Origin of the sequence: Lachnoclostridium phocaeense (assembly GCF_959599685.1) — a bacterium.
GTDB classification, from domain to species: Bacteria; Bacillota; Clostridia; order Lachnospirales; family Lachnospiraceae; genus Claveliimonas; species Claveliimonas monacensis.
Genome location: NZ_CAUGIN010000014.1, coordinates 55,664 through 80,374, shown reverse-complemented (window position 1 = coordinate 80,374; position 24,711 = coordinate 55,664). Strand labels below are relative to the sequence as shown.

The window sequence follows — 24,711 nt, the reverse complement described above, 5'->3', positions numbered from 1 at the left end:
ATGCGAGTCACATCTGCCCCTGATTTGGACTATCTATTTCCCGACAGCCCCTTTTTTATTTCCCATCTTCCAGGGCGTAGAGTACCATCCCGCCCTTTTTCTCATACCCGGTATCCCACATTTCCTCAAAATCCAGCCTGGTGGCAGCCCCGTAGGTGGCCGCCGTCACATAGAAACGGTCCTCCCTTTCCTCATAACCGGTGAGAAGAAACCAGTGCCAGGTAAAATCCCCGAACTGCTTTTTGTCCTTGTGGTAGAGCAGAAGATACGGCACGGGAAGCCCCTTATCAATCTGCCTTCTGACCGCCGCTTTGGCCTCCTCCACATCCGTCTCCCCGTGGAGGGGTTCCATGTGAAGGCTTCTGCCGTCCTCATTTCCCAGATCCGCAAGATAGCGGGCATACCCTTCTATATAGGTTTCCAGCCTGTCGATGCCTCCTGCCCTGGGCTTCAGATAGGGCTTCATCTTCATGCTGAACTCTTTGTAAGCCTGTTTTGTGAGACGACCCGCGTCACCGGGATACAGCCCCTTCATTCCCTTTCGCAGAGCCAGATAGATGCAGGTGTCACAGGCTGTGGCCGCCCCGCAGCCGCCCACGTGCATAACGATATTGGTAAACCAGTCCTGGCTTCCGCCGTAGGAGCCTTCAATCTCAAAATAATCCAGATGTCTTTCCATAGATGTATCTTCCCTTCATTTTTTCTGTCATAATCTTTTGAAATTCTTCATAATTTCCTGCCATTTATCTTTATATCTTTTTCTTATACTGGATACAACAAAAGAAAACTTACTCTATATACTTTACAGGAGGGGATTTTTATGAGAGCTGCCGTTACTTACGTAGAAAATATACTGGTCACACACAGGCCCGCGCTGTCCTGCCGGCAGGACTACTCTGTGTCCTCCCTTGTCCTTATGTTCTTTACCTTTTCCGGCATCGGCTGGCTCTGGGAGGTGGGCCTTCACCTGGTGGTGGACGGCATGTTCTTCAACCGGGGCTTCATGGTCGGCCCCTGGCTTCCCATCTACGGGACAGGGGGTGTGCTGATCCTTGTGCTTCTGAAAAAATGGCGCAGCCGCCCTCTCCTGTCTTTTGGCCTCATTGTGCTTCTGTGCGGCACGGTGGAGTATTTCGCCGGGCTCTTCCTGGAGACCATGTTCGGTGTCCGCTGGTGGAACTACAGCGACATGCTCTTCCAGATCCATGGCAGAGTCTGCCTGGAAGGACTGCTGCTTTTCGGCACAGGCGGTCTCTTTATCATCTACATCGCCGCCCCTGCGCTGGATGGGCAGTTCAGCCGCCTGTCCGTCTCCCGGAAAAGGCTGCTGTGTGTGATCTTGTGCGCTCTCTTTGCGGCAGACCTGGTTCGCTCCTTCCTCTCCCCCAACATGGGGCCGGGGATTACTTCACTCTGATCTGTCCCAGGATCTCCCCTATGGGAGCCGATATGGAAAGCTCCGCTCCCACTTCCCTGGCTGTGGCGCTTTTATTAATGACCACCAGATGCCTGCCGCGGAAATGATCAATAAACCCGGCCGCCGGGTACACCACAAGGGATGTGCCCCCGATGATGAGCGTGTCCGCCTCCGCAATGGCACGGACGCTCTTTTCTATTGTCATGGAGTCCAGACTCTCCTCATAGAGGACCACGTCCGGCTTGATGACGCCTCCGCACTCGCACCTGGGAATGCCCGGGGCCGCCTTCACATAAGCCGCATCGTAGAACCGGCCGCACTTCTGGCAGTAGTTCCTGTGGATGCTGCCGTGAAGCTCATACACCTTCTTACTTCCCGCCTTCTGATGGAGTCCGTCGATATTCTGGGTGATGACCGCTGTGAGGCGCCCTGCCTCCTCCAGCTCGGCCAGCTTCCTGTGAGCCGCATTTGGCTCCGCCTCCAGACACATCATCTTTTCTTTATAGAATTCATAGAAAACATCCGGGTGGGCTTTAAAGAAGCTGTGGCTCACCACCTGCTCCGGCGCATATTTGTAGTGCTGATGGTAAATGCCGTCCGCACTCCGGAAGTCCGGTATCCCGCTCTCCGTGGAGACGCCGGCCCCTCCGAAAAAGACGATCCGCCGGCTGTCGTCTATGATCTCCTGCAGTTTTCTTACTTCCTCCTGGTACATACTGTCACCTTCTTAAAACTGAAATAAATTTAATCCGATCTCCTCGCTGTAGCGCCGGTCCACCACGCCCGGTATCACCGTGATGACCATCTCACAGGTGGCGCTGACCACCGCCCGGTTCAGATGTCCCCCAAAGACTTCCCCCTTTTCATTTCCGGCGCTTATATGCAGATGCGCGTAAAATTCCCCGTCCATGGTGCTGATGGTGCCTGTCAGTGACACGATCTCAAAGCTGCCCTCAAATTCATTGGCCAGGTAGTTCTTTTCCTCCGTCTTAAAAACACCTGCTGTAAACTGGCTGATGGCTCCAAGCGCCTGGATGGAGGCCAGCTTTATCTCCTCTTTCAGAGCAATCTCTTTTACCTGGTCCAGAATTTCCTCTCCCTTGTCAATTCTTGCAACAATCGTATTGTCAAATCTCCTGTATTCCACAGTGAGCCCTCCTTTCACTACATTCATTGTATCATGCAAAAAGGAGAAAGAGTACCCCTCGATACTCTTTCTCCCGCTGTGTTCCTCTATCTTACTTTCTGACTGTACCCTTTGAAAAATTCGGACAGTCCTTCCAGTGTCTTTACAAGAACAGGGATCTCATCCTCCGTCAGCTTGTCCAGGATCGCCTGGGTCATCTGCCGGTGATAGTCCTCGTGGTGATGGAAGGCTTTGATCCCCTTCTCTGTCAGTCTGACGTAGACCACCCGCCGGTCCTTCTCGCTGCGGCGGCGCTCCACGTAGGCTTTGTTCACAAGGCTGTTCATGGCTGTCGTAAGAGAGCCCACGGTGATATTCAGTTTTCTGGCGATGGAGGACATATTGTTCCCCTCGCCCAGGCCGATGGCCTCAATGACGTGCATATCATTGTTTGTCAGATCTTTAAATTCCTCTGTGATGATGGCCTTCTCCTCCAGTTCCCATATCTCGTGGAACAGATTGACGAGAATATCGTTGATGGCCCTGTATGCATCCTCCATGAACGTTTTCCTTTCTATGATCTTACAGAAGTGACTCTATGACTTCCCTCACTGTCTCTATCCGGTCTGCCTTCCAGGCGTTGGCGCCGCAGAAGAGAAGGGCGTCCTCCACCTCTCCTTTGGCCGCACATACAAGGGCGTCTGTAATGCAGTAGGGGATTTTTGCCGGATTGCAGGTGTGAAGACATTTGTGACAGGGACTGTGGGGGATCTGCTCCCCTCCCATGACCCGCTCCATAAAGCGGTTCCGGATGGCCCGCCCCGGCATGCCCACCGGGCTCTTCACGATCACGATGTCCTCTTTCCCGGCACGGATGTATGCCTCCTTGTACCGGATGTCCGCATCGCATTCCTCTGTGGTGACAAAACGGCTGGCCACCTGGATGGCGTCCGCCCCCAGCGAGAAAGCTTTCTGTGCCTTCTCCCGGTTGTCGATGCCCCCTGCCAGAGCCACCGGGATCCTCCGCCCGTATTTCTCCTCAAAGGAGCGGACCGTCTGAAGGATGGCCCTTATCTCCTCCTCGTAAGCGGGAGAAATGTCCGCCTGCCCAGGCGCCGCAAACTGTTCCAACTGTTCCCCGGTGAAGCCCAGGTGTCCCCCTGCAAGAGGGCCTTCCACAACGAGAAGGTCCGGCAGCCTCCTGTACTTTCTATCCCAGTACCGAAGGATCACACGGGCCGCTTTCTCTGTAGAGACAATGGGCGCCAGCGCAGGCTCTGTCTCCCTTCCAGCTTCCCGGGCCGCCTCCGACACATCCCTGGGCAGGTCCATGGGAAGTCCGGCACCGGAAATGATGATGTCCGCTCCCGCCTTCACGGCAGCCCTCACGTACTCCTCATAGCACCTGCTGGCCACCATGATGTTAAAGCCGATGACCCCCTCCGGAGAGAGGGACCTTGCCCTGTCAAATTCCTTTTTCAAAGCCCGCAGATTGGCCCCCAGGGAGTCCCGGTCAAAATCCGGTTCCCGGAATCCTATCTGGGCAGTGGAGATAATGCCCACGCCTCCCTCGCCGGCCACGGCTCCTGCCAGGCGGCCCAGACTGATGCCCACGCCCATACCGCCCTGGATCAGAGGAAGCCTGGCCTCCCTGGTTCCCAGTTTCAAAGGTTTTATTTCCATATAAATCTCCTACATCCGTCGGAAACGCTCGTACCGCCTCTGGGTCAGCTCTTCTGCCGACATGCTTTCATATGTTTCAAGGAAGCGGTCCATGCCCTCCGAGAGCCTGTCTGTCACTTCCTCCAGGTTCAGCACTGTATAGTGGGCAGGTTCCGGAATGACCTTCTCCACAATGCCCGCCTTATAAAGATCCCTGGCTGTCAGCTTCATAACCTCTGCCGCCTCTTTTGCCTTTGTGCTGTCCTTCCACAGGATGCTGGCAAATCCTTCCGGGGAGAGGATGGAATACACGGAATTCTCCAGCATCCACACCTCGTCCGCAGTAGCCATGGCAAGGGCTCCTCCGCTGCCTCCCTCTCCGATGATGACAGAGAGCACCGGCACCTTCAGTCCCGACATCTCATAGATGTTTCTGGCAATGGCCTCTCCCTGGCCTCTCTCCTCAGCTTCCAGGCCGCAGAAAGCTCCCGGGGTGTCCACAAAACAGATCACCGGGCGGCCGAATTTCTCCGCCTGCTTCATCAGCCGCAGCGCCTTGCGGTATCCGTCCGGAGAAGGCATGCCGAAGTTGCGCTCAATGTTTTCCTTTGTGCTGGTTCCTTTGGCCTGGGCAATGACAGTCACCGGACGGCCGTGAAATCTGGCAATACCGCCTATGATGGCTTTGTCATCTGCAAAATACCGATCGCCGTGGAACTCCATAAAATCTGTAAAGAGCGACTGGATGTAGTCAGATCCTACCGGCCGGTCCTTCATGCGGGAAATCTGGACTCTCTCCCAGGCGGATAGCCCGCCCTCTTTGTCGGGAGCAGGTGCCTCCATCCTCTTCTCCGGACAGGGAGCGGTCCGCTCCCTGCGGGGCCTGTCTGCCTTCTGGTGCATCTGCAGGATCTCGGAGAGGACCGTCTTCTGCTCCTCCCTCGCCACGATGCGGTCGATGAAGCCGTGCTCCAGCAGGAACTCGGACCTCTGGAAGCCCTTTGGCAGCTTCTGACCGATAGTCTGCTCAATGACCCGTGGACCGGCAAAACCGATGAGGGCCTTGGGCTCTGCCAAAATGACATCGCCCAGCATGGCAAAGCTGGCCGTAACCCCTCCGGTAGTAGGGTCCGTCAGGACGGAGATATAGAGAAGCCCCGCATCACTATGCCGCTTCAGGGCCGCAGCTGTCTTGGCCATCTGCATGAGGGAGATAATGCCCTCCTGCATCCTGGCGCCCCCGGAGCAGGCAAAGAGGATGACCGGAAGCCTTTCCTTTGTGGCCCGCTCCACAGCCCGGGCTATCTTCTCTCCCACGACCTCTCCCATACTGGACATGAGGAACCGGCCGTCACAGACGCCTATCACTGTCTCCAGACCGTTGATCTCCGCCTTTCCTGTCACAACCGCTTCGGTAAGCTTTGTCTTCTCCTGCACGGCTGCCAGCTTCTCCGGATAGCCTTTATAGTCCATGGGATTTCCGCCCACAAGCTCCTTGTCCCACTCCTCAAATGTACCGTCGTCGGTGATCATCTCAATGCGTCTGTAGGCGTGGACACGGAAATAGCCGCCGCACTTCGGGCAGATATAGTAGCCTCTCTTTACGTCCTCGGCAATGATGGCGCTGCCGCATTTGTTGCACTTGCGCAGCAGGCCCTCCGGCACCTCCGGCCGCCTCTCCCGCAGGGAGATGTATCCCTTTCTCCCCGAGACAGCTCTTGTCTTTTTAAACATATTTTCTAACTTCATTTTTACGCTTCTTTCCGGGCTCTTTCAAGCTCTTCGATGAATTCGATGTCTATGTTTCCGGCAATGTAGTCCGGGTTTTCCAGTATCCCGTACTGGTAGTCCACGTTGGTGTCAATGCCCTCAATGATGACTTCTCCCAGGGCGCTTCTCATCTTGCGGATGGCCTCGTCCCTGTTCTTAGCCCACACGATCAGCTTGGCGATCATGGAGTCATAGTAGGGGGGTATGGTGTAGCCGCTGTAGATGGCGGAGTCGATCCGGATCCCCTTGCCTCCCGGCAGATACATGTCGGTGATGGTTCCCGGTGAAGGCCGGAAGCCTTTCTCCGGGTTCTCCGCATTGATCCTGCACTCAATGGCATGGCCGGTAAGATGCACATCCTCCTGCCGGTAGGAGAGCTCCCTTCCGGAGGCGATGCGGATCTGCTCCTTGATAAGGTCGATGCCTGTCACCCACTCGGTCACCGGGTGCTCCACCTGGATACGGGTGTTCATCTCCATAAAGTAGAAGTTCCCGTTCTTCTCCAGAAGGAACTCAATGGTCCCCGCATTCACATACCCGGCTGCCTTCGCCGCCTTCACGGCAGCCTCCCCCATTTTCCGGCGGAGCTCCTCTGAGATAGCCACGGAAGGGGACTCCTCGATCATCTTCTGGTGGTTCCTCTGGATGGAACAGTCCCTCTCTCCCAGGTGGATCACATGGCCATGGCTGTCCGCCAGGATCTGGAACTCGATATGGCGGGGATGCTGTACAAAGTGCTCGATGTACATGGTATTGTCGCCGAACGCCATCTGCGTCTCTTTCTGGGCTGTCTGGAAGCTGCTCTCAAACTCCTCCGGCGTCTGCGCCACGCGCATGCCTTTCCCGCCGCCTCCAAGAGCCGCCTTCACGATCACCGGGTAGCCAATCTCCTCCGCGATCTTCGCTCCCTCTTTTGCGTCGTACACAGGCTCTTTGCTGCCCGGGATCACCGGTACTCCGGCAGCCACCATGGTGTTTCTTGCCTCCTGCTTGTTTCCCAGCCGGGCAATGACGTCCGATCCGGGGCCTATAAAGGTGATGTTGCACTGCTCGCACAGCTCCGCAAACCGGCTGTTCTCAGAGAGAAAACCAAATCCCGGATGGATGGCATCGGCGCCGGAAATGATGGTGGCGCTGATGATCCGGTCCATGCTCAGATAGCTCTCCGTGGAGGGCGCCGGACCGATGCAGATGGCCTCGTCCGCAAGCTGTGTGTGGAGGGCCTCCCTGTCTGCCTCCGAGTAGACGGCCACGGTCTCAATCCCCATCTCCCGGCAGGCCCGGATAATGCGGACCGCGATCTCGCCCCGGTTGGCGATCAGTACTTTTTTGATCATCTGGCTCATTTCTCTTTCATCCTCCCGTCAGTCTATCCTACCATAAAGGTCAGTTCCGCGCTGACTACCACCTTGCCGTCCACGCTGGCAGTGGCCTCTCCGATCCCCATAGGCCCTTTGGCCTTGATGATCTTTGTCTCCAGCTTTACTTTATCTCCCGGCACGATCTTTCCTTTAAACTTGCATTTATTGATGCCGCCGAAGTAGGCGATCTTTCCTTTGTTCTCCTCTTTGCTCAGGATGGCCACAGCCCCTACCTGGGCCAGTGCCTCCACCGTCAGCACACCGGGCATTACCGGCTCCTGGGGAAAATGTCCCTTGAAGAAATCTTCCCTGTATGTGACGCATTTATAACCTACCGCAAACTGTCCCGGCTCATAGTCCTCGATGTAGTCCACAAGGAGGAAGGGATGGCGGTGGGGAATGATCTCCTTGATCTGGTTGATATCCAAATGGTTCATGCTCTTTGTCTCCTTCCTGTATTTCCTATGAAAGGCGGAACAGAGGCTGTCCGTACTCCACGGCCTGGCCGTTTTCCACGTAGATCTCCTCCACTGTCCCGTCAAAGTCGCTCTCGATCTCGTTCATCAGCTTCATGGCTTCCACGATGGCCATGACCTGGCCTTTTTTCACCGTGTCTCCCACAGACACGTAAGGATCCGCATCCTCTGCCGGAGCTGCGTAGAATGTTCCCACCAGGGGGCTCTTCACGATCTTGCCGGAGGGCTCTGCAGATGTCTTCTCTTCTGCTGCCTTGTCAGCCTGTGCAGCCGCTGCGGGAGCTGCTGCCTGCACGGCCGGAACCGCCACAGTACTCTCAGCCGCCTGCAGGGCTGTGACGATGGTCTCTTTTTCTTTTGTCAGATGGAGCTTTACGCCCTTTTCTTCGTATTTCAGTCCGGTCAGCTCTGAGTCGGAGACTGCCTGGATGAGTTTTAACAGGTTCTCAAATTCCATGATCTCGCACCTCTTTTTATTCTTCGTATTTCTTGATCAGCACGGTTGCGTTGTGTCCGCCAAAGCCAAGAGAGTTGGTCATGGCGTAGTGGATCTCCTTCTCCACCGGAGCGCCTACCGCATAGTTCAGGTCACAGTCCTCGTCTGTCTCCACGGTTCCCATGGTCTGGTGGATAAATCCTTCCTCCACGGATTTCACAAGAGTGATGAACTCCACACCGCCGGCTGCACCTAAAAGATGGCCGATCATGGATTTTGTGGAGTTGATGACCACGTCTTTCGCCGCCTCGCCAAAGGCCTTCTTGATGGCTCTTGTCTCGAAGAGGTCATTGTGGTGTGTACTTGTGCCGTGGGCATTGATGTACTCTACCTGGGAAGGTGAAACTTCCGCCTCCTCCATGGCAAGCTCCATGGCCTTGGCAGCACCTGCGCCGTCCTCTGCCGGTGAAGTGATGTGGTAAGCGTCTCCTGTGGCGCCGTATCCCACGACCTCCGCGTAGATCTTTGCTCCTCTTGCCTTGGCGTGCTCCAGCTCCTCCAGAACTACCACGCCTGCTCCTTCACCCATGACAAAACCGTCTCTGTCTTTGTCAAAGGGGCGGGATGCCGTGGCCGGATCCGGGTTGGTGGAAAGGGCGGTGAGGGCGGTAAATCCTGCCACTCCTGTGGGGCAGATGGCGCTCTCTGTTCCCCCTGCCAGCATAATGTCCGCGTCACCATACTGGATAGCCCGGAAGGCGTCTCCGATACAGTGGGTTCCTGTGGCACAGGCTGTCACCACATTGGAGCATTTTCCCCGCAGGCCAAGCTGGATGGAAACATTTCCTGCCGCCATGTTGCAGATCATGAGGGGCACCATCAGCGGGTTTACCTTGCCCGGGCCTTTTGTCTTGATCTTCTCGTAGCTGGACTCCACCTGCTGCAGGCTTCCGATACCGGAGCCGATGATGACGCCGGCCCGGAAGGAGTCCTCTTTCTCCATGTCAATGCCTGCGTCGTCGAAAGCTTCCTTTGCAGCCGCCACAGCGTACTGTGAGAAAGCCTCCATCCTTCTTGCAGCCTTGAAATCCATCCGGTCTTTTGCCACAAAATCTTTTACTTCTGCCGCCAGTTTTACTTTATATTCAGTGGTATCAAACTTCGTGATAGGCGCGATGCCCACCTTTCCTTCCTTTACTCCCGCCCAGAACTCGGGAACTGTATTTCCCAGGGGGGTGATGGCCCCAAGCCCTGTCACAACTACTCTTCTCTTCATCATATCGCCATTCCTCCGTCTACCTGGATCACCTGTCCTGTAATATAGCCTGCATCGTCAGAAGCCAGGAAGGCCGCTGTCTTTGCGATATCCTCCGGCTTTCCAAATCTTCCAAGAGGGATCTGGGCCACAGACGCCTCTTTCACTGCGTCGGAGAGAACCTCCGTCATCTCTGTCTCGATAAATCCGGGAGCAATGGCGTTCACCGTGATGCCCCTGGAAGCCAGCTCTCTTGCCACGGCTTTTGTAAGGCCGATAACACCCGCCTTGGAGGAGGCGTAATTGGCCTGTCCCGCATTGCCTGCAATGCCCACAACAGAGGACATATTGATGATGCGGCCGCTTCTCTGCTTCAGCATCTGTCTGGACGCGAAGCGGATGGTGTTGAAAGTGCCCTTAAGGTTGGTCTCGATGACGCTGTCAAAGTCCGCCTCAGACATCTTCATCAGAAGTCCGTCTCTTGTGATGCCCGCATTGTTGACAAGAATATCCAGTCTTCCGTATGTTTTGATGACATCCTGGATAAATGCCTGGCATTTTTCAAAATCAGATACATTGCACTGATAGACTTCCGCTTTTCCTCCGGCTGCCTCGATCTCTTTTTTCACTTCCTCCGCCCGGTCCTTTGAACCGTTGTAGTTGACTACCACGAAGGCTCCCCGGGAAGCCAGTTCCAGGGCGATGGCCCTTCCGATCCCGCGGGAAGCTCCTGTTACTACTGCAATCTTTCCATCTAACATTTTCTCGTACAGGACGGTTAACCGCCCCTGCCTCCTTTTTGCTTTTCGACTTTATTTCAGACTTTCCGCCACTTTCTCCACATCGGCCCATGTGCCTACGTTGTAAACCGTCACATCGCGGCTGATCTTTCTCATGAAACCGGCAAGGGTCCTGCCCGGCCCGATCTCAATGAAGGTGTCCACGCCGTCCGCGATGAGATTTTCCATGCTCTGCTGCCAGCGCACGGAGGAGCTTACCTGCTCTGCCAGAAGCTCTTTTGTCTGGCTGATGTCTGTCACCTGCTGCGCTGTCACGTTTGTCACATAAGGCACGTCAAGAGGGGACAGCTCCACGCTTTCCAGCACCTGCGCCAGCTCCTCCCCGGCCTTCTTCAGCATGGGGGAGTGGAAAGGTCCGCTGACATTCAGCATGACCGCTCTTTTTGCTCCGGCTTCTTTCAGCTTTTCTGCCGCAGCCTCCACTGCCTTTGTCTCCCCGGTAATGACGATCTGCCCCGGGCAGTTGTAGTTGGCAACAGACACGCCCTCCATGTCGTCAGTGACTGCCTCGATCTCTTCGCCGGTCATGCCCATGATGGCGCACATGGCACCCTCCCCTGCTGGAACCGTGTTCTGCATGAGAAGGCCTCTTTTTCTCACAAGGCGGATGGCATCCTCGTCCTTCATGCCGCCTGCCGCCGCAATGGCACAGTACTCGCCAAGACTTAAGCCTGCTGTCACATCCGGGCGGATCCCCGCCTCGACAAGCGGCTTTGTCATGGCCAGGCAGGTGGTCACAAGGGCTGCCTGTGTGTACTCTGTAAGGTCCAATTTATCGTTCTCATGAAAGCACAGGTCTTTCATGTCAATGTCCATGTTATCTTTCAGCACCTCTGAAGCCATGTCGTACACAGCCTGCGCGGAAGCGCTGTTCTCGTAGAAATCCTGGCCCATGCCGCATTTCTGCGCGCCCTGGCCGGGATAAATAAATGCAATCTTACTCATAAAAGCCCGCTCCTTTGATCAGTGCATCTGTCTCGCTTACCAGCTTGTCGATCAGCTCCCTGCAGGACATTCTCTCTTTCACCATGCCGGCGATCTGTCCTGCCATGACGCTTCCGTTTTTCACGTCGCCCTCCACAACTGCCTTGCGAAGACCGCCCAGTGTCAGAAGCTCCAGCTCCTCAAAGCCTGCGCCTTTATTTTCCAGCTCCAGATATTTCTTTGTCATGTCGTTTCTCAGCGCGCGCACCGGATGTCCTGTGGTGCGGCCTGTGACACGGGAGTCGATATCTTTTGCCTTGATGATGCGTTCTTTGTAATTTTCATGTACCTGGGACTCATCTGTGACAACAAAGTGTGTGCCCATCTGCACGCCCTTTGCGCCCAGCATGAACGCTGCGGCAATGCCTCTTCCGTCAGCGATACCGCCTGCGGCGATGACCGGAATGTTTACCGCATCCACCACCTGGGGTACCAGGACCATGGTCGTATTTTCTCCGATGTGTCCGCCGGCTTCTGTACCTTCTGCGACAACCGCGTCAGCGCCACAGCGCTCCATACGTTTTGCAAGTGCAACGGAGGCGACAACAGGGATGACTTTTACGCCTGCTTCCTTCCACATCTTCATGTATTTCTCCGGGCTTCCGGCTCCGGTGGTGACCACCTTCACACCTTCTTCCACGATCACCTTCGCAACGTCGTCCGCGTACGGGCTCATCAGCATGATGTTGACGCCGAAAGGCTTATCTGTCAGTTTTTTTGCTTCTCTGATCTGTTCGCGCACCCAGTCTGCCGGAGCGCTTGCTGCTCCTATCAGCCCAAGCCCACCGGCATTTGATACGCCGGCTGCCAAGTGATATTCAGCGACCCAGGCCATACCGCCCTGGATAATCGGATATTCAATTCCCAGTAATTCCGTTACTTCTGTTTTCATATTGACAACCTCTTTTTCTTTTTTCGTCTTTTTATTCTGATGAAATATATACTGCTTATCTGATCTATTTGTGGGACTCGATGTAGGAAATCACGTCGCCTACTGTAGCGATCTGCTCCAGATCCTCTGTGGGGATCTCCACGTCGTACTCTTCCTCCAGAGCCATTACAAGCTCAAACAGGTCCAGAGAGTCAGCGCCAAGATCATCCTTGAAGGAAGTCTCCTCTGTGATCGTTCCCGCATCTACTCCTAATGATTCTGCTACCATTTCTTTGATCTTTTCCAGCATTGTCTTGTTCTCCTTTTCTTTTACCTTTTTACTTTGATTTTATCTATGCCATCGCCGCGCTTTTGCGGCGCTGCATGCTTATTTTGTCCAGTCTATGACTGCCGCTCCCCAGGAGAGTCCCGCTCCAAATCCGGCGATCACGATTCTCTGCCCCTTCTTCAGCCTTCCATCCCGGTTCAGCTCATCCAGCAGGATAGGGATGCTGGCAGAAGACGTATTACCGTACTCCTGCAGGTTCATGGGGAATTTTTCGATGGGTTCCTCCATCCGCTTTGCCACGGACTCCACGATCCTTCTGTTGGCCTGGTGGAGTACATACAGGTCGATATCCTCCTTTGTAAGGCCGTTTTTCTCAAGGACCTCGCCGATCACTTCCGGCACCTTCTTCACAGCAAATTTGAACACGCCACGGCCGTCCATCTGCATAAGCATCTCCTCCTCCGGGATGCTCTCCCAGTTCCGGTTGTAGCGGCTGGTACATGTCAGGGCCTCGCCCTTGGCTCCCTCCGAGTGGGTCACCGGATAGTAGAAGGTTCCCTCCCCGGCTTTCACCACCGCGGCGCCGGCGCCGTCTCCAAAGAGGATACATGTGCCTCTGTCCTTCCAGTTTGTCAGATTGGACAGGCTCTCGCTCCCGATCACAAGGATGGTGCTGTACATGCCGGAGGCCAGATAGGCCAGAGCGGAGCTGTAGCCCAGCACAAAGCCGGTGCAGGCCGCGCTCATGTCGTAGCAGGTGGCGTTCACAGCGCCAATCTCTTTTTGCACCTCGCAGGCCGCGCAGGGCAGGATCACGTTGGAGGAGATGGTGGACACAAGGATCAGATCCACTTCCTCCGGAGCAGTGCCGCTGTTCTCCAGCGCTTTTCTGGCTGCATCGGCGGCCATGGACACGGTCGTCTCCTCAGTGATGATGTGGCGCCGTACCACTCCGGTTCTCTCCTGGATCCACTCGTCGCTGGTCTCCACAAGCTGGGCAATATCATTGTTATCCATCGTATGTACAGGCACACTTGAGCCTGTACCGCATATCACTCCGGTCATGTTCTTTGCTTCCTCGTTTCTTTATTTCTATTATTATTTCGATGCTTCAAATATTTTTAGTCTGAAATATTTTGACTTTCAAAGTATATAGCAGCACATGGCTTCTGTCAAGAGTTTTGTGCTATTTCTTTGCCTTCACAAAAAGCATCATGGGTCGGCGCATCTCGTCTTTCATGCCCGGCAGATCCAGCATGGCCGGGTCCGGATACGCCTCCTCCACCGCCGTCAGAGTGAAGCTGCACTTCAGAAGTCCGCCCAGGATCTGGGTCAGCGTGTGGTGCTGCTTCACCACCTTTTCCCCCAGAAAAACCGTCTCCCGCCTGCCGGGATAAAAGTAATCATCCACCGGCCAGTACAGCGCGTTTCCCTCTTCATCCCGGATCCACTCCTCCATGACACTGCCGGTAAATACAGGGTGCTCAATATTCATAAGGAAGTCGCCTCCCTTTTTCAGTGTCCGATATACCTTCCTGTATATGCCATTCAGATCTTCTACATAGTGGAGCACCAGGTTGGACACCACAAGGTCAAAGGTCTCTTCCGGATACTCGTAGTCCTCCAGGGCACAGACCCTGTAAGTGATCCTGCCGTCTGCATTTCGCTTCCCGGCCTCCCCGATCATGCGGCTGCTCTGGTCTATGGCCGTCACCGCCCCGGCGCCATTTTCCGCTGCATATTTACTGTGCCAGCCGTATCCGCATCCCAGGTCCAGCACATGCTTTCCTTCCATGTCCGGGAATAGCCGCCCCATCTGATGCCACTCCCCGGCTCCCTCAAGCCCTTTCCGGCTTCTGTCCATCTGTGCGTAGGCATCAAAGAACATCGGATCATCATATATATTTCCCATAACTTTTTCCTCCGTCTTCTTCTCCCTTCACGGGAAAATGTCTCCATGGCAACGATAGCAGAAGTTGCGGCCCTTTACAACCCGGTTTCCACAGAAGACTTTTTGCCGAACGGATATACTTGAAAAATAATCGAAATAATAGTATAAATATAGGGTCTGTCAAATATGGAAGTAGTAAAGAAACTCACCGCGCTGCCGGATGCGGCGCACCATAATAAGAAAGGATTTTTGATTTATATGAATAAAAAACAGAACAGCAAAATGTCACCTGTACAGTTTCTATTCCGCATTATCCAGGGAGCTCTGATCGGACTTGGAGCCGTCCTCCCGGGCATCTCCGGAGGCGTCCTGTGCGTGGTCTTCGGCATCTATAAACCCATCATGGAGCTTTTGTCCAGTCCGGTCAGGAACTTTAAGACCCATGTTCCAAAGCTGATCCCGGTACTTATCGGAGTCGCCATTGGTTTCCTGGGTGTGGCCAATATCCTGTCCTTTTTCTTAAACAGATACCCGGATCCTTCCGTCTGCCTCTTTATCGGTCTGATCGCGGGCATGCTCCCCTCTCTCTTCCGGGAGGCGGGCGAACAGGGGCGCAGCAAAGGTTCCTGGATCTCTCTTGTCGTCTGCATGTGCGTGATCTTTGCCCTGCTTATGGGCCTGCAGATGAACTCCATAGAAGTAACTCCGGGCTTCGTCTGGTATCTGTTCTGCGGCTTCTGCCTGGCTCTGAGCATTATTGCTCCCGGCATGAGCTTTTCCACCCTGCTGATGCCTCTGGGGCTTTACACACCCTTTGTGGACGGCATCGGACACTTTGACATGAATGTCCTTGTACCAGGAGGCATCGGAGCAGTCGTCACAGTCATCCTGCTGGCCAAAGCCGTCAACACATTGTTTGAAAATTACTACTCTCTTGCCTTCCACGGCATTATCGGCATTGTCATCGCGGCCACGGTCATGATCATCCCTGTGTCCAGCTTTGCCACACCGGGTTCCGCCATTGTCAACATCATCTGCATTGTGGCAGGCGTGGTGATTGCGCTGGCGTTGGATAAGTTCAACAGCGGTGTGAAAACCGAATAAAAAACTCTGTACAGTAAGACAGAGGCAGCGCCCCCCTTCCGGGAGAACGCCGCCTCTGCTTTTTTATCCGGACACTGTCCGCTTATCTTTAATCCGTCTGTATGATCCGCTCCGCGATCTCCACGCCCGTGATGCTGGCTGCCACGCCGCCTGCCCCGGTCTCCCGCAGAGTCACATCCATCTTGTCGCCTACTTCCCGCATGGCGTCGATAACCTGATCCACGGGGATCCGGCTTGTGATGCCTGCCAGAGCCATATCAGCCGCAGCCAGGGCATTGACAGCCCCGCCTACATTTCTCTTGACGCAGGGCACCTCTACCAGGCCCGCCACCGGATCACACACAAGGCCCATCAGATTCTTCAGAGCCATAGCCGCTGCATGGCCCATGGTCTCCGCATCCGCCCCTTTTACATGGCAGATGGCCGCCGCCGCCATGGCGGAACCTGAACCGATCTCTGCCTGGCATCCGCCCGCGGCACCGGCAAGGAACGCCCGGTTAGCAATGACCTGTCCCACACCAGCCGCCACGTACATGGCTTCCACCATCTTCTCCTCCGGCACTTCATGCTCCTTGAAATAAGGAATGAGCACAGCCGGGAGAACACCGCAGGCCCCGGCCGTGGGTGCCGCAATGATACGCTTCATGCAGGCGTTGTTGCAGCCCATCTTCAGAGCCACTGTCATAACCTTTGCCATAAAATCCCCGCAAAGAGTATCCCCTTTTTTCTGATACTCTTCCATCAGGCCGCCTTCTTTCCCCACAAGGCCGCTTCTGGAAACGCGGTCCGGCTCATATGTGTCCACGTTCTCACACATGATCCGCCACATGCGGGTCATCTCTTTCCAGGAACTCTCCTCAGACACATCCCTCTCATTGCAGTCTTCGATCTGCACAGCCTTCCAAAACTCAATACCGTCTTTTTTACATCTTTCCTTGATTGCATCTATTGATCCATATGACATATCTTTGCGCCCCTCCTATTCTTCTTCTGCTCCGCTCACATTGAGGAACGTAACTTTAATGATTCCATCCAGATTCTCCAGCCATGATATGGCGCTGTCCGGGATAATCTGATCCGTCTCAATGACCATGACCGCATAGCCGCCCCGCTTGTCCCGGAAAAGCTGCATGGTGGCAATATTGATGTTCTTCTGACTTAAGATATTTGCCACCTGGGCCACATGCCCCGGCTGATCCTGGTTATGGACGATCAGCGTATTACTCTCTGCATTGAAATTCACATCAATGCCATCCAGCTTGCTCACCACGATACGTCCGCCTCCTATGGAGCAGGCCTGGATGTCAAGGCTGGCATCTCCCGCCTCCAGAATCATCTGCACAGTATTCGGATGAGCGCCGCGGATCTCTTTCTTCTGGATCGTGAAATCACATTTCTCCTTTTTCGCGATCTTAAAACTGTCCGGTATACGCATGTCATCCGGCTTCATCCCCAGAAGTCCTGCCACAATCGCCCGGTCTGTTCCATGCCCTTCACCTGTCGCTGCAAAGGATCCATGCAGGTAGATCCTGGCCTTCTCCGGCTGTCTGCCAAGAAGCTGTCTGCCGATAAGGCCGATACGCACTGCCCCAGCCGTATGGGAACTGGATGGCCCTACCATTACAGGACCTAAAATGTCGAAAATACTTGCCATACTGGTTACCTTTCCTTTCTTCCTTTTTTGTTTGTCTCAGTGTTACTCACTTCATGTTTGTGGTATAAAAACCGTTCTGTAGTTATTATACCATACACATCCACAGGACACCTCAGAAAAAATTTTAAATTTTTCAAAAAAATGTTTGCAATTCTCAGCGGGATATGATAATATACTTTTTGTCGAGCGGAGATGGCGGAATGGCAGACGCGCTAGATTCAGGTTCTAGTGGGAGCAATCCTGTGAGGGTTCAAGTCCCTTTCTCCGCATGGTTTAAGAGAAGCGGAAATCCTTTATTTTTCAAGGGTTTCCGTTCTTTTTTTGTTGCCTTTACACCGGCAAGATTTGATTACCTTTTTGTTCTCCTTTTTCGAAGCAAAAGAGAGAATATTATCCTTTCCAGTAATTCTATATAAAAAACCAGCGACTTTTTCAAGCAACTGGTCTCTTAATCTTTTACAATACGTAATAATAAAGCCTTACTGTCTACAAGCATATGCAGGACTCTCAATATGTATACTGTCATTTTTGTCTCATCCACTATATAAAAAATTTTATAATTTTTGTAATAATGCTTCCTAACTTCCAGATTAGCTAAATCCTCATCTTCATCAAACATGTGTCTTTGAGGATTAATCGACAAGCTTCCTATTTCTTTTCTAAGTCCTTTTAACAGGCTTCTGGCTGTCTTCGGAGATTTTTTCTCATATGCAATATACTCTGCATTTCTGATAATATCCTCCTCGGCTAACGGTTCAATGATAATTCGATATTTATACATTCTGGTACTTTTTCTCCAATTCATCAAAGAATTCGTTAAAGTCTCTTCCTTTTCCCGCTCTAACATCTTCCAGGCTGTCTAAAACCATCTGCCGAACAGTTCTCTGATTTTCTTCCAATTCTTTTTCATAGGCTAACATTTCTGCTGATGTCATATTAACAACTCCTTCCACAAGAAAAGTTGATTGCTTCCGTAATTTCATTATATCCGATTACTCCATATAATTCTATTATTATATCCCTTAATTTTTCCCAAATATATTGATTGCTTACCTTCAAAAACGATGTGCAGTATTCTTCTTTTCCACTATCTACAGGCTGCTGAAAGGATTTAGGTTTTCCCGGTACATCCTTCTATTTCATAGCCCATCTCCCCTCCCACATGGTATAATGAAAACAGAATACAGAGAAAGGAGGCCGCCTATATGGGGATCTGGAACGCAAAGTAACAGCAGGGTGTACCTTTGTTGCTGCGCCTTGCTGGTCAGTCGGACAAATACAATGATCAGGAGGCCGAAAATATGTCTTATTTTACTTTTCATTCAAAAAAGATTTTTTATAAGGAAACCGGGCACGGAAAGCCCCTTGTCATGCTGCACGGCGACACCGCTTCCTCTGTCATGTTCGAGTTTCTGTTACCACTGTACCAGGAGCATTTCCGGGTGATCCTGCTGGATTTTCTCGGAAACGGACAGTCAGACAGAGTCAGCCATTTTCCCGCAGATCTCTGGAGTTCGCAGGCCGAGCAGGTCATTGCGCTTATTGAGCATATGCATATCGGAAAAGTAAATATTCTTGGCACAAGCGGCGGGGCCTGGATAGCAGTCAACACTGCTCTGAAGCGCCCCGATCTGACAGAAAAAGTGATCGCCGACAGCTTTGACGGCAGGACACTGCACGAAACATTCGCAGAAGACCTGTTAAAAGAGCGCAGAGCCGCCATGCAGGATCCTTCTGCCAGGCAGTTTTACCAATGGTGCCAGGGCGAGGACTGGGAAAGCAGAGAGGACTCTATGTGCCGCAGGAATATGGAAGAGGAGTACCTTGAGATGAGCCGTCTCGTGCAGGACGGTTCCATCCACATGTTTCAGACAGGCGGGCACCCTTCCATCTTGACAAACGCAGAGCTTTCCGCCAGAGTCATAACTGAATTTATCTACGGATAACCTGGTTTCTGACACTGCCAGGTACAGGTGAACGCAAAGCGCCGCCTCATCCTCGTATTCCGAAGATGAAGCGGCGCTTTGTTCCTTTTATCTGTTGTGATATTTTATATTCTCTCCTCTGTCTGAGCGTCAAACAGATGGATCTTGTCCTTTCGGAAGTTGAAGTGCACTCTGTCTCCTTTGCGGATGGGAGTGTCTGCCGCTGTTCTGACTGCCACAGTTCCCCCATCGTGATCGAAATACAGATATGTCTCCGAGCCCAGCATCTCATAGACACGGACCTTGCTTTCTACTCCCTCGTCCGCGATCAGCATATCCTCCGGGCGCACGCCGATAATGACGTCCTTCCCAAGCTCGCTTTTTTTCTTTACCCGGTCAGCCATGTCCGGGGGCAGCTCGATCTGCATACCCGCTGTGCTGACATAGACCTTCTCATAGCGCATCTGGCATCTGCCTCTGAAGAAATTCATGGGCGGCATGCCGATAAATCCTGCCACGAACACATTGGCCGGTTCATTGTACAGCATTTCCGGGGAGGCAATCTGCTGGATCTCGCCGGCTTTCATAACCACGATCTTTGTCCCCAGCGTCATGGCCTCTGTCTGGTCATGGGTCACGTAGATAAATGTACTGTTCAGTTCCCTGTACAGCTTCTGAATCTCCCTCCTCATCTGGGTCCTGAGCTTGGCGTCCAGGTTGGACAAAGGCTCATCCATGAGAAAGGCCTTCGGCTGCCGCACGATGGCGCGCCCCATGGCCACTCTCTGCTTCTGTCCGCCGGAAAGCTCTGCCGGCTTTCTGTCCAGCACCTCTTCCAGTCCCAGGATCTTTGCCACTTCCTCCACTTTCTGTCTGCGTTCTTTTTTCGGCACATGCTTCAGCCTCAGGCTGTATGCCATATTCTCCGCCACTGTCATATGTGGATAGAGAGCATAATTCTGGAATACCATGGCTATATCCCTGTCGCAGGACTGTACATCATTCATCTTCTTCCCATCGATCACAAGAGTGCCGTCGGAGATCTTCTCCAGACCGGCAATCATGCGCAGGGTGGTGGATTTTCCACACCCGGAAGGTCCTACAAAGACCACGAAATCCCTGTCCTGTATATCCAGGGTAAAATTCTTTACCGCGGTAACTCCATCATCAAATTTTTTATAAACATGGTTTAACTGAATTTCAGCCACAGCTATTCCTCCTTGTCATCCGTGTCTGATCTGTTTTATTTATTCCATCCGCTCCAGAAGCTGCGGCAGCTCCTGGATAGAATTCAGAATATAGTCCGCCTCGCCCCGGAAGTCTTCCTCGCTGCTGACGCCGCTTAAGACTCCAATGGCAATGCCGCCGTTGTTCTTTGCAAACACAACATCATTGTAAGTGTCTCCCACCACGGCGATCTCCTCCGGTTTCAGATGAAATTTGTTCTGAAACTCCAGGAACATATCCGCCTCCGGCTTGGGTTTTCGGATACCGTCATCGGCTCCTACATAGTTAAATTCCTGGTATGTGCCCAGCTTTTTCAGACAGCTCTCTGCCGAGTACAGGGTGTCCGCCGTGGCAAGTCCCACGCAGATCCCTTTTCCTTTCAGATCCCGCATGACCTGTCCGATATCTGTCAGCTCTCTGTAGTTGATGTCTCCGCTGGTGACACTCCCGTTAAAGAGCCGCTCCAGCTGCTCCTGAACCCTGCCGGTATCCAGGACAATGCCTTTTTCTTCCAGCGCCCGGCAGATATCTTCCGCGATCTCCTGGTAGGACTTGTAGGCAAGCGCACCTTTGGGATCCACTTTCCCGTCTTCCACGCCCATGGCCCGCAGCACATAGTCGGTCATCTGCGCGTTGTCGTCCAGGTTGTTTTCTCGTAAAAACGCCGGAGTCACTTCCAGAGCCGCCTTAAGCCACAGGGAGAAAAAATCCACCAGGGTTCCGTCTTTGTCAAATAAAATTCCTCTGATCATATTTATAGTTCATCCATCATCTTATTTATTTCGCCGAATGTGCGATATCTGGATATCTTCTGTCCCTTGAACACAGGGTTCATGTAACCAAGAAGCTGCTTTTTGCTGCTGCGGATCTCCAGACGTATCCACTGCCACTGCCTTTCTTCCAGGTCTGTCTCCGCCAGGACTTCCCAGGCGCCATTTCCCAGTTCTTTTACTTCCAGCTTCTCAAAGCTGCCGTTTTTCACAAGGGAGATCTCCGGCTGTTCAGAAAGCCCCTCCACGACAGCCTGTATGGTGACTGTCCTGGCTTCCTCCGGAAGTTCGTCCCCGGGCAGGAATGTTTCTCCTGCCGCATGGATCACCGGCGTCATTTTACAGAACCGGGTCACACACATATGTCCCGCCTTCACGGCTGTCATCAGATTTTCCGGTGACAGATCGCCGCAGCAGACCCATGTAGCCGGATCGCCGGGGATAGACGGAAGATCCGCCCCCTCGTAGCGCTCCTCCACCAGATTGTGTGAGTCGCTGCCTCCCACACCGTAGATCCTGTGTCCGTCCTGCCACAGCGCGTCCAGAAAGCTCACCGCCTTCTCGTTGGAGTCCGGAGCGTCTGTGTACGTGGGATCATTGATGATCTCCAGGCAGTCTATGTCGCGCAGATCCGTCTGTTCATAGAGCCATTTCCAGATGGTGAGGAAAGGATGATTGATGCTTGTGATCCAGTGATTTCTTCTGGCCTCCTGTATGGTCTCCTCCATATAGGTATCCACGATCTCCTCCCCATTGTGGGCCACGATGTCCATGATGCGCTCCGGCATCTTTGTGATACCAAACAGGTTCATGTGTCCTTTGTCCGTCGTCACTTCTATGCCGGGAAGGATACACAGGGATGTATTGCACCATCCTGTGTGCATCAGGTTGTGCTCTGTCGGCACGTAGAAATCCATCTCCATATCCTGTGCCTTCTTCATGGCACTTTCCAGGGACTCCTTGCCGTCAGACAGCCTTGTATGGGTGTGGAAATCGCCCTTGTACCACTGCTTTTTCGTTCCACATATTCTGTCCCAGCGGTACTTCTCCGGCGAGATAGCCAGCCCGTCATCCACCCAGCAGGTATCCATCGAATCTGAGACAGCGCCCTTTTCATCGGACACTGTCATGGTGATCTGTCCTTCTCTTTCCCCCAGTCTCTGGTTCAGATATTCTGTGAAAATACCAAGTCCTACCTGCCATGTGCCCGCCTGGATCCTGCCGGGCACGCCTCCGATTGTGGTGTCCTCCGGTCCTGCCCCGATGCCCAGGTTCTGTTCTCCCCAGGCAAGCTGCTTCTGCAGCCGGACGCGGCCGTCTGGATCTTCCACAATGATAAAGCTCATGTACCGGAACTCATCCGGAAGCTCCACCTGGATATACAGGTTTTCTGTATCACAGGGAACCTGTACCGGTTCCCTGTGCAGATTGTCCGCTTTGCGGCTGATGGTAAATGTCAGTGTCTCTTTCATTTTATAACGCGTCCAGCGCCTCCTGTGCTGTTTCCTGTGCTGCGTCCAGCGCCTCCTGTGCCGGAACATTCTCCAGCTCTACCTGGTCTGCCGCGATCTTCAGTGCGTCAAGGATCTTGCCTCCCGTCGGGTCTACAAGGGCTGATGTGCCGTGCATGGACTGCTGCAGAGGTACAAGTGCATGGGGGTTCTCATCTGTGTAAGCTTTGAAATCCGGCACTTCCTGTGTGGACTCACGCACTGCCACGTATCCTGTAGCCATGGACCATTTTGCCTGGTTCTCCGGTGTTGTGAAGTATTTCATAAATTCATACACGCCCTGCTTCTCTTCATCAGAGGATCCCTCCAGCATAACAAGCTGCAGTGCGTCTGCTGTAGGTGCGGACGGATTGTCGCCAAATCCCGGCTGCTCGATGGCTCCCACAATGCTGAAGTCAAGGTCTGCCTGGTCTCCTGAGGATCCTGTGTATCCGCCGGCCTTGTTCTGAAGCACATCGTCAATGGTTGTATACCAGTACTCCCATCCCTGTCCACCGGAATGTACTTTCATGATCTGGTCATCGTGGATCCACTGACGGAAGCTCTCCCACACATCTACCCACTCTGGGGAGTTGATCAGACATGTCTCCCCGTCCTCGCTGATCAGGGAAGCGCCGTTGCTTAAGGCAGCATCCACCAGGTTTGCGTAGCCCCACATAGGCTCCCAACCGATGACAGAGCCGTCGTCTGTCGTGATCTTCTCTGCTGCTGCCTCAAGATCCTGCCATGTCTTGATGGTGGTGGGATCAATACCTGCGTCTGCAAAGATCTGCTTGTTGTAGTACAGTACCTGTGTGGTTCCGTATGCCGGAAGGGCAAACAGCTTTCCATCGGCATCTACGCCCTGCTCATAGAAAACTTCAATGTAGTCGTCTTTGTCAAACTCATCGTCAGCCTCTACATACTCGTTAATGTCTGCCACAAGGTTCTTTTCGGAAAGGTTTCTGGACTTGTCTGTGTCAAGAAGTGCCATGTCCGGCGCGTTCTTTCCGGCAATACCTGCCTGGAGCTTCTCGTATGTCTCTGTGTAGTCAGCCTGGGTTGTAGTCGCTACCTCGTACTGATCCTGTGATGCATTGAAATCATCCACGATCTCCTGGAACACATTTACGGCTGTCTTTCCGCCGGAATACCACAGATCGATCTGGATCTTGCCGTCTGCTGTGGTTGTTGTCTCAGAAGCGGAGTTGCCGCCGCATCCAGCCAGAAGAGAGGTTGCCATTGCGCATAATAAAAGTGCTGATACAATTCTTTTTTTCATGTCATTTCTCCTTTTTTGTTCAATTCCTTTTTTACTTTTCCTTTGTTCAGTTAAAAATAATCTATGTAAGAGGGACTAGCCCTTCATACCCGTATCTCCGCCGATGCCGTTGATAAACCATTTCTGGGTAAAGGCAAAAAGGATCAGAAGCGGCAGGACGATGATGGCGCTTCCCGCCATAACGAGGGGCCACTCGGTTCCGTAGGCGCCTCCTTCGATAAAGAACTTTCTAAGTCCCTGGGACACCAGCATTTTCTCGTCTGAGTCTGTGATCAGGGACGGCCACATGTAGTTGTTGTAGCAGGTGATAAAGTTCATAAGTCCCATGGTGATAAAAGAGGACTTTGTCATGGGGCACACCACTCTCCAGAGGATCTGCCAGTGGCTTGCCCCGTCTATCCTGGCCGCCTCGATCATTCCCGCAGGCACCTGCATGAAGGCCTGTCTGAGAAGGAAGATGCCGAATATGCTGACACATCCCGAGATAATAAGGCCTGTGTATGTATTCAGAAGTCCCCAGTTGGCCAGAATGATGTAGCTGGGTATATAGGTGGCTGCCGTGGGCAGCATGTACGTTCCCATGATAATGGCAAACAGAACTTTCTTACCCTTAAAGTTCATAAACACGATGGCATAGGCGATCATGGCCCCTGTGACAATCTGTATCAGCAGTGTAAATGCAGATACATACAAGCTGTTTGCCACGTATTTCAGAAGCGGGGAGTTAAAGATGACTTCATAAAAATTCTGCCACTGAAATTCTGCCGGGAAGAAGGCAGACACATCCATAACTTCCGCCTTTGTCTTCAGCGCACTCAGCACCATCCAGATGAAAGGGAACACTGTAAATACGCAGAACACAAGAAGTATGATGATTTTTCCTGTCTTTTGAATTCCTGTTTTTATCTTCATATTTTTTCC

The 24,711-nt window shown here is 53.0% G+C and carries 28 protein-coding genes and 1 tRNA gene; 4 read left to right on the top strand and 25 right to left on the bottom strand.

The features are described 5' to 3' along the window. Positions 1-55: 55 nt before the first annotated feature. Positions 56-679, bottom strand: coding sequence for a hypothetical protein (locus tag Q5911_RS08255; RefSeq protein WP_303182342.1), 624 nt, complete (start codon positions 677-679; stop codon positions 56-58). Positions 680-820: 141 nt separating this feature from the next. Between Q5911_RS08255 and Q5911_RS08250 the strand changes: the two genes are divergently transcribed. Beyond that, positions 821-1,417: a putative ABC transporter permease gene (locus Q5911_RS08250; protein ID WP_303182340.1), complete on the top strand. Its 597-nt coding sequence runs from the start codon at positions 821-823 to the stop codon at positions 1,415-1,417. Here Q5911_RS08250 and Q5911_RS08245 read toward each other — a convergent pair. The 15 genes from Q5911_RS08245 to Q5911_RS08175 all read right to left on the bottom strand — a co-directional run bounded on the left by Q5911_RS08245 (position 1,404) and on the right by Q5911_RS08175 (position 14,359). Continuing rightward, positions 1,404-2,132 carry an NAD-dependent protein deacylase gene (locus Q5911_RS08245; RefSeq protein ID WP_303182339.1) on the bottom strand — a complete coding sequence of 243 codons (729 nt, stop codon included), beginning with the start codon at positions 2,130-2,132 and terminating at the stop codon, positions 1,404-1,406. The genes Q5911_RS08250 and Q5911_RS08245 overlap by 14 nt on opposite strands. Before the next feature lie 12 nt (positions 2,133-2,144). Continuing rightward, positions 2,145-2,564, bottom strand: coding sequence for a PPC domain-containing DNA-binding protein (locus Q5911_RS08240; protein WP_303182338.1), 420 nt, complete (start codon positions 2,562-2,564; stop codon positions 2,145-2,147). A gap of 86 nt (positions 2,565-2,650) precedes the next feature. Beyond that, complete coding sequence (locus Q5911_RS08235) at positions 2,651-3,103, bottom strand: MarR family winged helix-turn-helix transcriptional regulator (protein ID WP_033127007.1); 453 nt, start codon at positions 3,101-3,103, stop codon at positions 2,651-2,653. A gap of 22 nt (positions 3,104-3,125) precedes the next feature. Continuing rightward, positions 3,126-4,226, bottom strand: a complete 1,101-nt coding sequence (locus tag Q5911_RS08230; protein WP_303182337.1) for an NAD(P)H-dependent flavin oxidoreductase — start codon at positions 4,224-4,226, stop codon at positions 3,126-3,128. Between the two features lie 9 nt (positions 4,227-4,235). Continuing rightward, complete coding sequence (locus Q5911_RS08225) at positions 4,236-5,954, bottom strand: acetyl-CoA carboxylase carboxyltransferase subunit alpha (RefSeq protein ID WP_303182335.1); 1,719 nt, start codon at positions 5,952-5,954, stop codon at positions 4,236-4,238. Between the two features lie 2 nt (positions 5,955-5,956). Further along, positions 5,957-7,312, bottom strand: coding sequence for an acetyl-CoA carboxylase biotin carboxylase subunit (locus tag Q5911_RS08220; RefSeq protein WP_087173428.1), 1,356 nt, complete (start codon positions 7,310-7,312; stop codon positions 5,957-5,959). Between the two features lie 32 nt (positions 7,313-7,344). Then, positions 7,345-7,773 carry a 3-hydroxyacyl-ACP dehydratase FabZ gene (gene fabZ, locus Q5911_RS08215; RefSeq protein WP_033127004.1) on the bottom strand — a complete coding sequence of 143 codons (429 nt, stop codon included), beginning with the start codon at positions 7,771-7,773 and terminating at the stop codon, positions 7,345-7,347. A 25-nt stretch (positions 7,774-7,798) separates the two neighbouring features. Beyond that, a complete protein-coding gene (gene accB / locus Q5911_RS08210; RefSeq protein ID WP_303182333.1) occupies positions 7,799-8,269 on the bottom strand; it encodes an acetyl-CoA carboxylase biotin carboxyl carrier protein in 471 nt (156 codons plus the stop codon). 16 nt (positions 8,270-8,285) lie between these two features. Beyond that, positions 8,286-9,524 carry a beta-ketoacyl-ACP synthase II gene (gene fabF, locus Q5911_RS08205; RefSeq protein WP_303182349.1) on the bottom strand — a complete coding sequence of 413 codons (1,239 nt, stop codon included), beginning with the start codon at positions 9,522-9,524 and terminating at the stop codon, positions 8,286-8,288. Further along, positions 9,524-10,264 carry a 3-oxoacyl-[acyl-carrier-protein] reductase gene (gene fabG, locus Q5911_RS08200; protein ID WP_076779201.1) on the bottom strand — a complete coding sequence of 247 codons (741 nt, stop codon included), beginning with the start codon at positions 10,262-10,264 and terminating at the stop codon, positions 9,524-9,526. The genes fabF and fabG overlap by 1 nt, the downstream gene beginning before the upstream one ends. A 51-nt stretch (positions 10,265-10,315) precedes the next feature. Beyond that, entirely contained in the window at positions 10,316-11,248 is a 933-nt protein-coding gene (gene fabD, locus Q5911_RS08195; protein WP_303182331.1) for an ACP S-malonyltransferase, read from the bottom strand. After that, entirely contained in the window at positions 11,241-12,227 is a 987-nt protein-coding gene (gene fabK / locus Q5911_RS08190; protein ID WP_303182347.1) for an enoyl-[acyl-carrier-protein] reductase FabK, read from the bottom strand. Before fabK ends, fabD begins: the two co-directional genes overlap by 8 nt. 16 nt (positions 12,228-12,243) lie before the next feature. Next, entirely contained in the window at positions 12,244-12,468 is a 225-nt protein-coding gene (gene acpP, locus Q5911_RS08185; RefSeq protein ID WP_226394873.1) for an acyl carrier protein, read from the bottom strand. Between the two features lie 78 nt (positions 12,469-12,546). Beyond that, positions 12,547-13,512, bottom strand: a complete 966-nt coding sequence (locus Q5911_RS08180) for a beta-ketoacyl-ACP synthase III (protein WP_033126998.1) — start codon at positions 13,510-13,512, stop codon at positions 12,547-12,549. Positions 13,513-13,633: 121 nt separating this feature from the next. Then, positions 13,634-14,359, bottom strand: coding sequence for a class I SAM-dependent methyltransferase (locus Q5911_RS08175; RefSeq protein ID WP_303182327.1), 726 nt, complete (start codon positions 14,357-14,359; stop codon positions 13,634-13,636). A gap of 237 nt (positions 14,360-14,596) precedes the next feature. Here Q5911_RS08175 and Q5911_RS08170 point away from each other — a divergent pair, with 237 nt between their 5' ends. After that, positions 14,597-15,442: a DUF368 domain-containing protein gene (locus tag Q5911_RS08170; RefSeq protein WP_076781047.1), complete on the top strand. Its 846-nt coding sequence runs from the start codon at positions 14,597-14,599 to the stop codon at positions 15,440-15,442. A gap of 88 nt (positions 15,443-15,530) precedes the next feature. On the opposite strand, the gene sdaAA is transcribed toward Q5911_RS08170, so the two are convergent. Further along, complete coding sequence (gene sdaAA / locus Q5911_RS08165; RefSeq protein WP_033126996.1) at positions 15,531-16,406, bottom strand: L-serine ammonia-lyase, iron-sulfur-dependent, subunit alpha; 876 nt, start codon at positions 16,404-16,406, stop codon at positions 15,531-15,533. 15 nt (positions 16,407-16,421) lie between these two features. After that, positions 16,422-17,096 (bottom strand): L-serine ammonia-lyase, iron-sulfur-dependent subunit beta, encoded by a 675-nt coding sequence (gene sdaAB, locus Q5911_RS08160; protein WP_076779209.1) that lies wholly within the window; start codon positions 17,094-17,096, stop codon positions 16,422-16,424. Positions 17,097-17,282: 186 nt separating this feature from the next. On the opposite strand from sdaAB, the gene Q5911_RS08155 reads away from it, so the two are divergent. After that, positions 17,283-17,365 (top strand) — tRNA-Leu (locus Q5911_RS08155). A 179-nt stretch (positions 17,366-17,544) separates the two neighbouring features. On the opposite strand, the gene Q5911_RS08150 is transcribed toward Q5911_RS08155, so the two are convergent. Together Q5911_RS08150 and Q5911_RS08145 are read right to left on the bottom strand one after the other, a co-directional pair. Further along, entirely contained in the window at positions 17,545-17,877 is a 333-nt protein-coding gene (locus tag Q5911_RS08150; RefSeq protein ID WP_303182319.1) for a type II toxin-antitoxin system RelE/ParE family toxin, read from the bottom strand. After that, positions 17,870-18,031 (bottom strand): hypothetical protein, encoded by a 162-nt coding sequence (locus Q5911_RS08145; RefSeq protein WP_173829265.1) that lies wholly within the window; start codon positions 18,029-18,031, stop codon positions 17,870-17,872. Before Q5911_RS08145 ends, Q5911_RS08150 begins: the two co-directional genes overlap by 8 nt. 366 nt (positions 18,032-18,397) lie before the next feature. Here Q5911_RS08145 and Q5911_RS08140 point away from each other — a divergent pair, with 366 nt between their 5' ends. Continuing rightward, complete coding sequence (locus tag Q5911_RS08140) at positions 18,398-19,042, top strand: alpha/beta fold hydrolase (RefSeq protein ID WP_303182316.1); 645 nt, start codon at positions 18,398-18,400, stop codon at positions 19,040-19,042. A 104-nt stretch (positions 19,043-19,146) separates the two neighbouring features. Here the strand turns inward: Q5911_RS08140 and Q5911_RS08135 are convergent, their stop codons facing one another. The 5 genes from Q5911_RS08135 to Q5911_RS08115 all read right to left on the bottom strand — a co-directional run bounded on the left by Q5911_RS08135 (position 19,147) and on the right by Q5911_RS08115 (position 24,702). Beyond that, positions 19,147-20,229, bottom strand: a complete 1,083-nt coding sequence (locus Q5911_RS08135; protein ID WP_033126993.1) for an ABC transporter ATP-binding protein — start codon at positions 20,227-20,229, stop codon at positions 19,147-19,149. Between the two features lie 39 nt (positions 20,230-20,268). After that, positions 20,269-21,000, bottom strand: coding sequence for an HAD family hydrolase (locus Q5911_RS08130; RefSeq protein ID WP_303182310.1), 732 nt, complete (start codon positions 20,998-21,000; stop codon positions 20,269-20,271). 2 nt (positions 21,001-21,002) lie between these two features. Continuing rightward, positions 21,003-22,490 (bottom strand): CehA/McbA family metallohydrolase, encoded by a 1,488-nt coding sequence (locus Q5911_RS08125; protein ID WP_303182308.1) that lies wholly within the window; start codon positions 22,488-22,490, stop codon positions 21,003-21,005. Position 22,491: 1 nt separating this feature from the next. Beyond that, the gene (locus Q5911_RS08120; RefSeq protein WP_303182306.1) at positions 22,492-23,790 is read right to left on the bottom strand and encodes an ABC transporter substrate-binding protein; all 1,299 of its coding nucleotides are present in this window, start codon (positions 23,788-23,790) and stop codon (positions 22,492-22,494) included. Between the two features lie 75 nt (positions 23,791-23,865). After that, positions 23,866-24,702, bottom strand: coding sequence for a carbohydrate ABC transporter permease (locus Q5911_RS08115; protein ID WP_303182304.1), 837 nt, complete (start codon positions 24,700-24,702; stop codon positions 23,866-23,868). Positions 24,703-24,711: the final 9 nt, after the last annotated feature.

What these genes read in the sequence shown, in the direction of transcription:
- Q5911_RS08255 (WP_303182342.1), bottom strand. Translation starts at nt 679, where the DNA reads ATGGAAAGACATCTGGATTATTTTGAGATTGAAGGCTCCTACGGCGGA.
- Q5911_RS08250 (WP_303182340.1), top strand. Translation starts at nt 821, where the DNA reads ATGAGAGCTGCCGTTACTTACGTAGAAAATATACTGGTCACACACAGG.
- Q5911_RS08245 (WP_303182339.1), bottom strand. Translation starts at nt 2,132, where the DNA reads ATGTACCAGGAGGAAGTAAGAAAACTGCAGGAGATCATAGACGACAGC.
- Q5911_RS08235 (WP_033127007.1), bottom strand. Translation starts at nt 3,103, where the DNA reads ATGGAGGATGCATACAGGGCCATCAACGATATTCTCGTCAATCTGTTC.
- Q5911_RS08230 (WP_303182337.1), bottom strand. Translation starts at nt 4,226, where the DNA reads ATGGAAATAAAACCTTTGAAACTGGGAACCAGGGAGGCCAGGCTTCCT.
- Q5911_RS08225 (WP_303182335.1), bottom strand. Translation starts at nt 5,954, where the DNA reads ATGAAGTTAGAAAATATGTTTAAAAAGACAAGAGCTGTCTCGGGGAGA.
- Q5911_RS08220 (WP_087173428.1), bottom strand. Translation starts at nt 7,312, where the DNA reads ATGATCAAAAAAGTACTGATCGCCAACCGGGGCGAGATCGCGGTCCGC.
- fabZ (WP_033127004.1), bottom strand. Translation starts at nt 7,773, where the DNA reads ATGAACCATTTGGATATCAACCAGATCAAGGAGATCATTCCCCACCGC.
- accB (WP_303182333.1), bottom strand. Translation starts at nt 8,269, where the DNA reads ATGGAATTTGAGAACCTGTTAAAACTCATCCAGGCAGTCTCCGACTCA.
- fabF (WP_303182349.1), bottom strand. Translation starts at nt 9,524, where the DNA reads ATGAAGAGAAGAGTAGTTGTGACAGGGCTTGGGGCCATCACCCCCCTG.
- fabG (WP_076779201.1), bottom strand. Translation starts at nt 10,264, where the DNA reads ATGTTAGATGGAAAGATTGCAGTAGTAACAGGAGCTTCCCGCGGGATC.
- fabD (WP_303182331.1), bottom strand. Translation starts at nt 11,248, where the DNA reads ATGAGTAAGATTGCATTTATTTATCCCGGCCAGGGCGCGCAGAAATGC.
- acpP (WP_226394873.1), bottom strand. Translation starts at nt 12,468, where the DNA reads ATGCTGGAAAAGATCAAAGAAATGGTAGCAGAATCATTAGGAGTAGAT.
- Q5911_RS08180 (WP_033126998.1), bottom strand. Translation starts at nt 13,512, where the DNA reads ATGACCGGAGTGATATGCGGTACAGGCTCAAGTGTGCCTGTACATACG.
- Q5911_RS08175 (WP_303182327.1), bottom strand. Translation starts at nt 14,359, where the DNA reads ATGGGAAATATATATGATGATCCGATGTTCTTTGATGCCTACGCACAG.
- Q5911_RS08170 (WP_076781047.1), top strand. Translation starts at nt 14,597, where the DNA reads ATGAATAAAAAACAGAACAGCAAAATGTCACCTGTACAGTTTCTATTC.
- sdaAA (WP_033126996.1), bottom strand. Translation starts at nt 16,406, where the DNA reads ATGTCATATGGATCAATAGATGCAATCAAGGAAAGATGTAAAAAAGAC.
- sdaAB (WP_076779209.1), bottom strand. Translation starts at nt 17,096, where the DNA reads ATGGCAAGTATTTTCGACATTTTAGGTCCTGTAATGGTAGGGCCATCC.
- Q5911_RS08150 (WP_303182319.1), bottom strand. Translation starts at nt 17,877, where the DNA reads ATGTATAAATATCGAATTATCATTGAACCGTTAGCCGAGGAGGATATT.
- Q5911_RS08145 (WP_173829265.1), bottom strand. Translation starts at nt 18,031, where the DNA reads ATGACATCAGCAGAAATGTTAGCCTATGAAAAAGAATTGGAAGAAAAT.
- Q5911_RS08140 (WP_303182316.1), top strand. Translation starts at nt 18,398, where the DNA reads ATGTCTTATTTTACTTTTCATTCAAAAAAGATTTTTTATAAGGAAACC.
- Q5911_RS08130 (WP_303182310.1), bottom strand. Translation starts at nt 21,000, where the DNA reads ATGATCAGAGGAATTTTATTTGACAAAGACGGAACCCTGGTGGATTTT.
- Q5911_RS08125 (WP_303182308.1), bottom strand. Translation starts at nt 22,490, where the DNA reads ATGAAAGAGACACTGACATTTACCATCAGCCGCAAAGCGGACAATCTG.
- Q5911_RS08120 (WP_303182306.1), bottom strand. Translation starts at nt 23,790, where the DNA reads ATGAAAAAAAGAATTGTATCAGCACTTTTATTATGCGCAATGGCAACC.
- Q5911_RS08115 (WP_303182304.1), bottom strand. Translation starts at nt 24,702, where the DNA reads ATGAAGATAAAAACAGGAATTCAAAAGACAGGAAAAATCATCATACTT.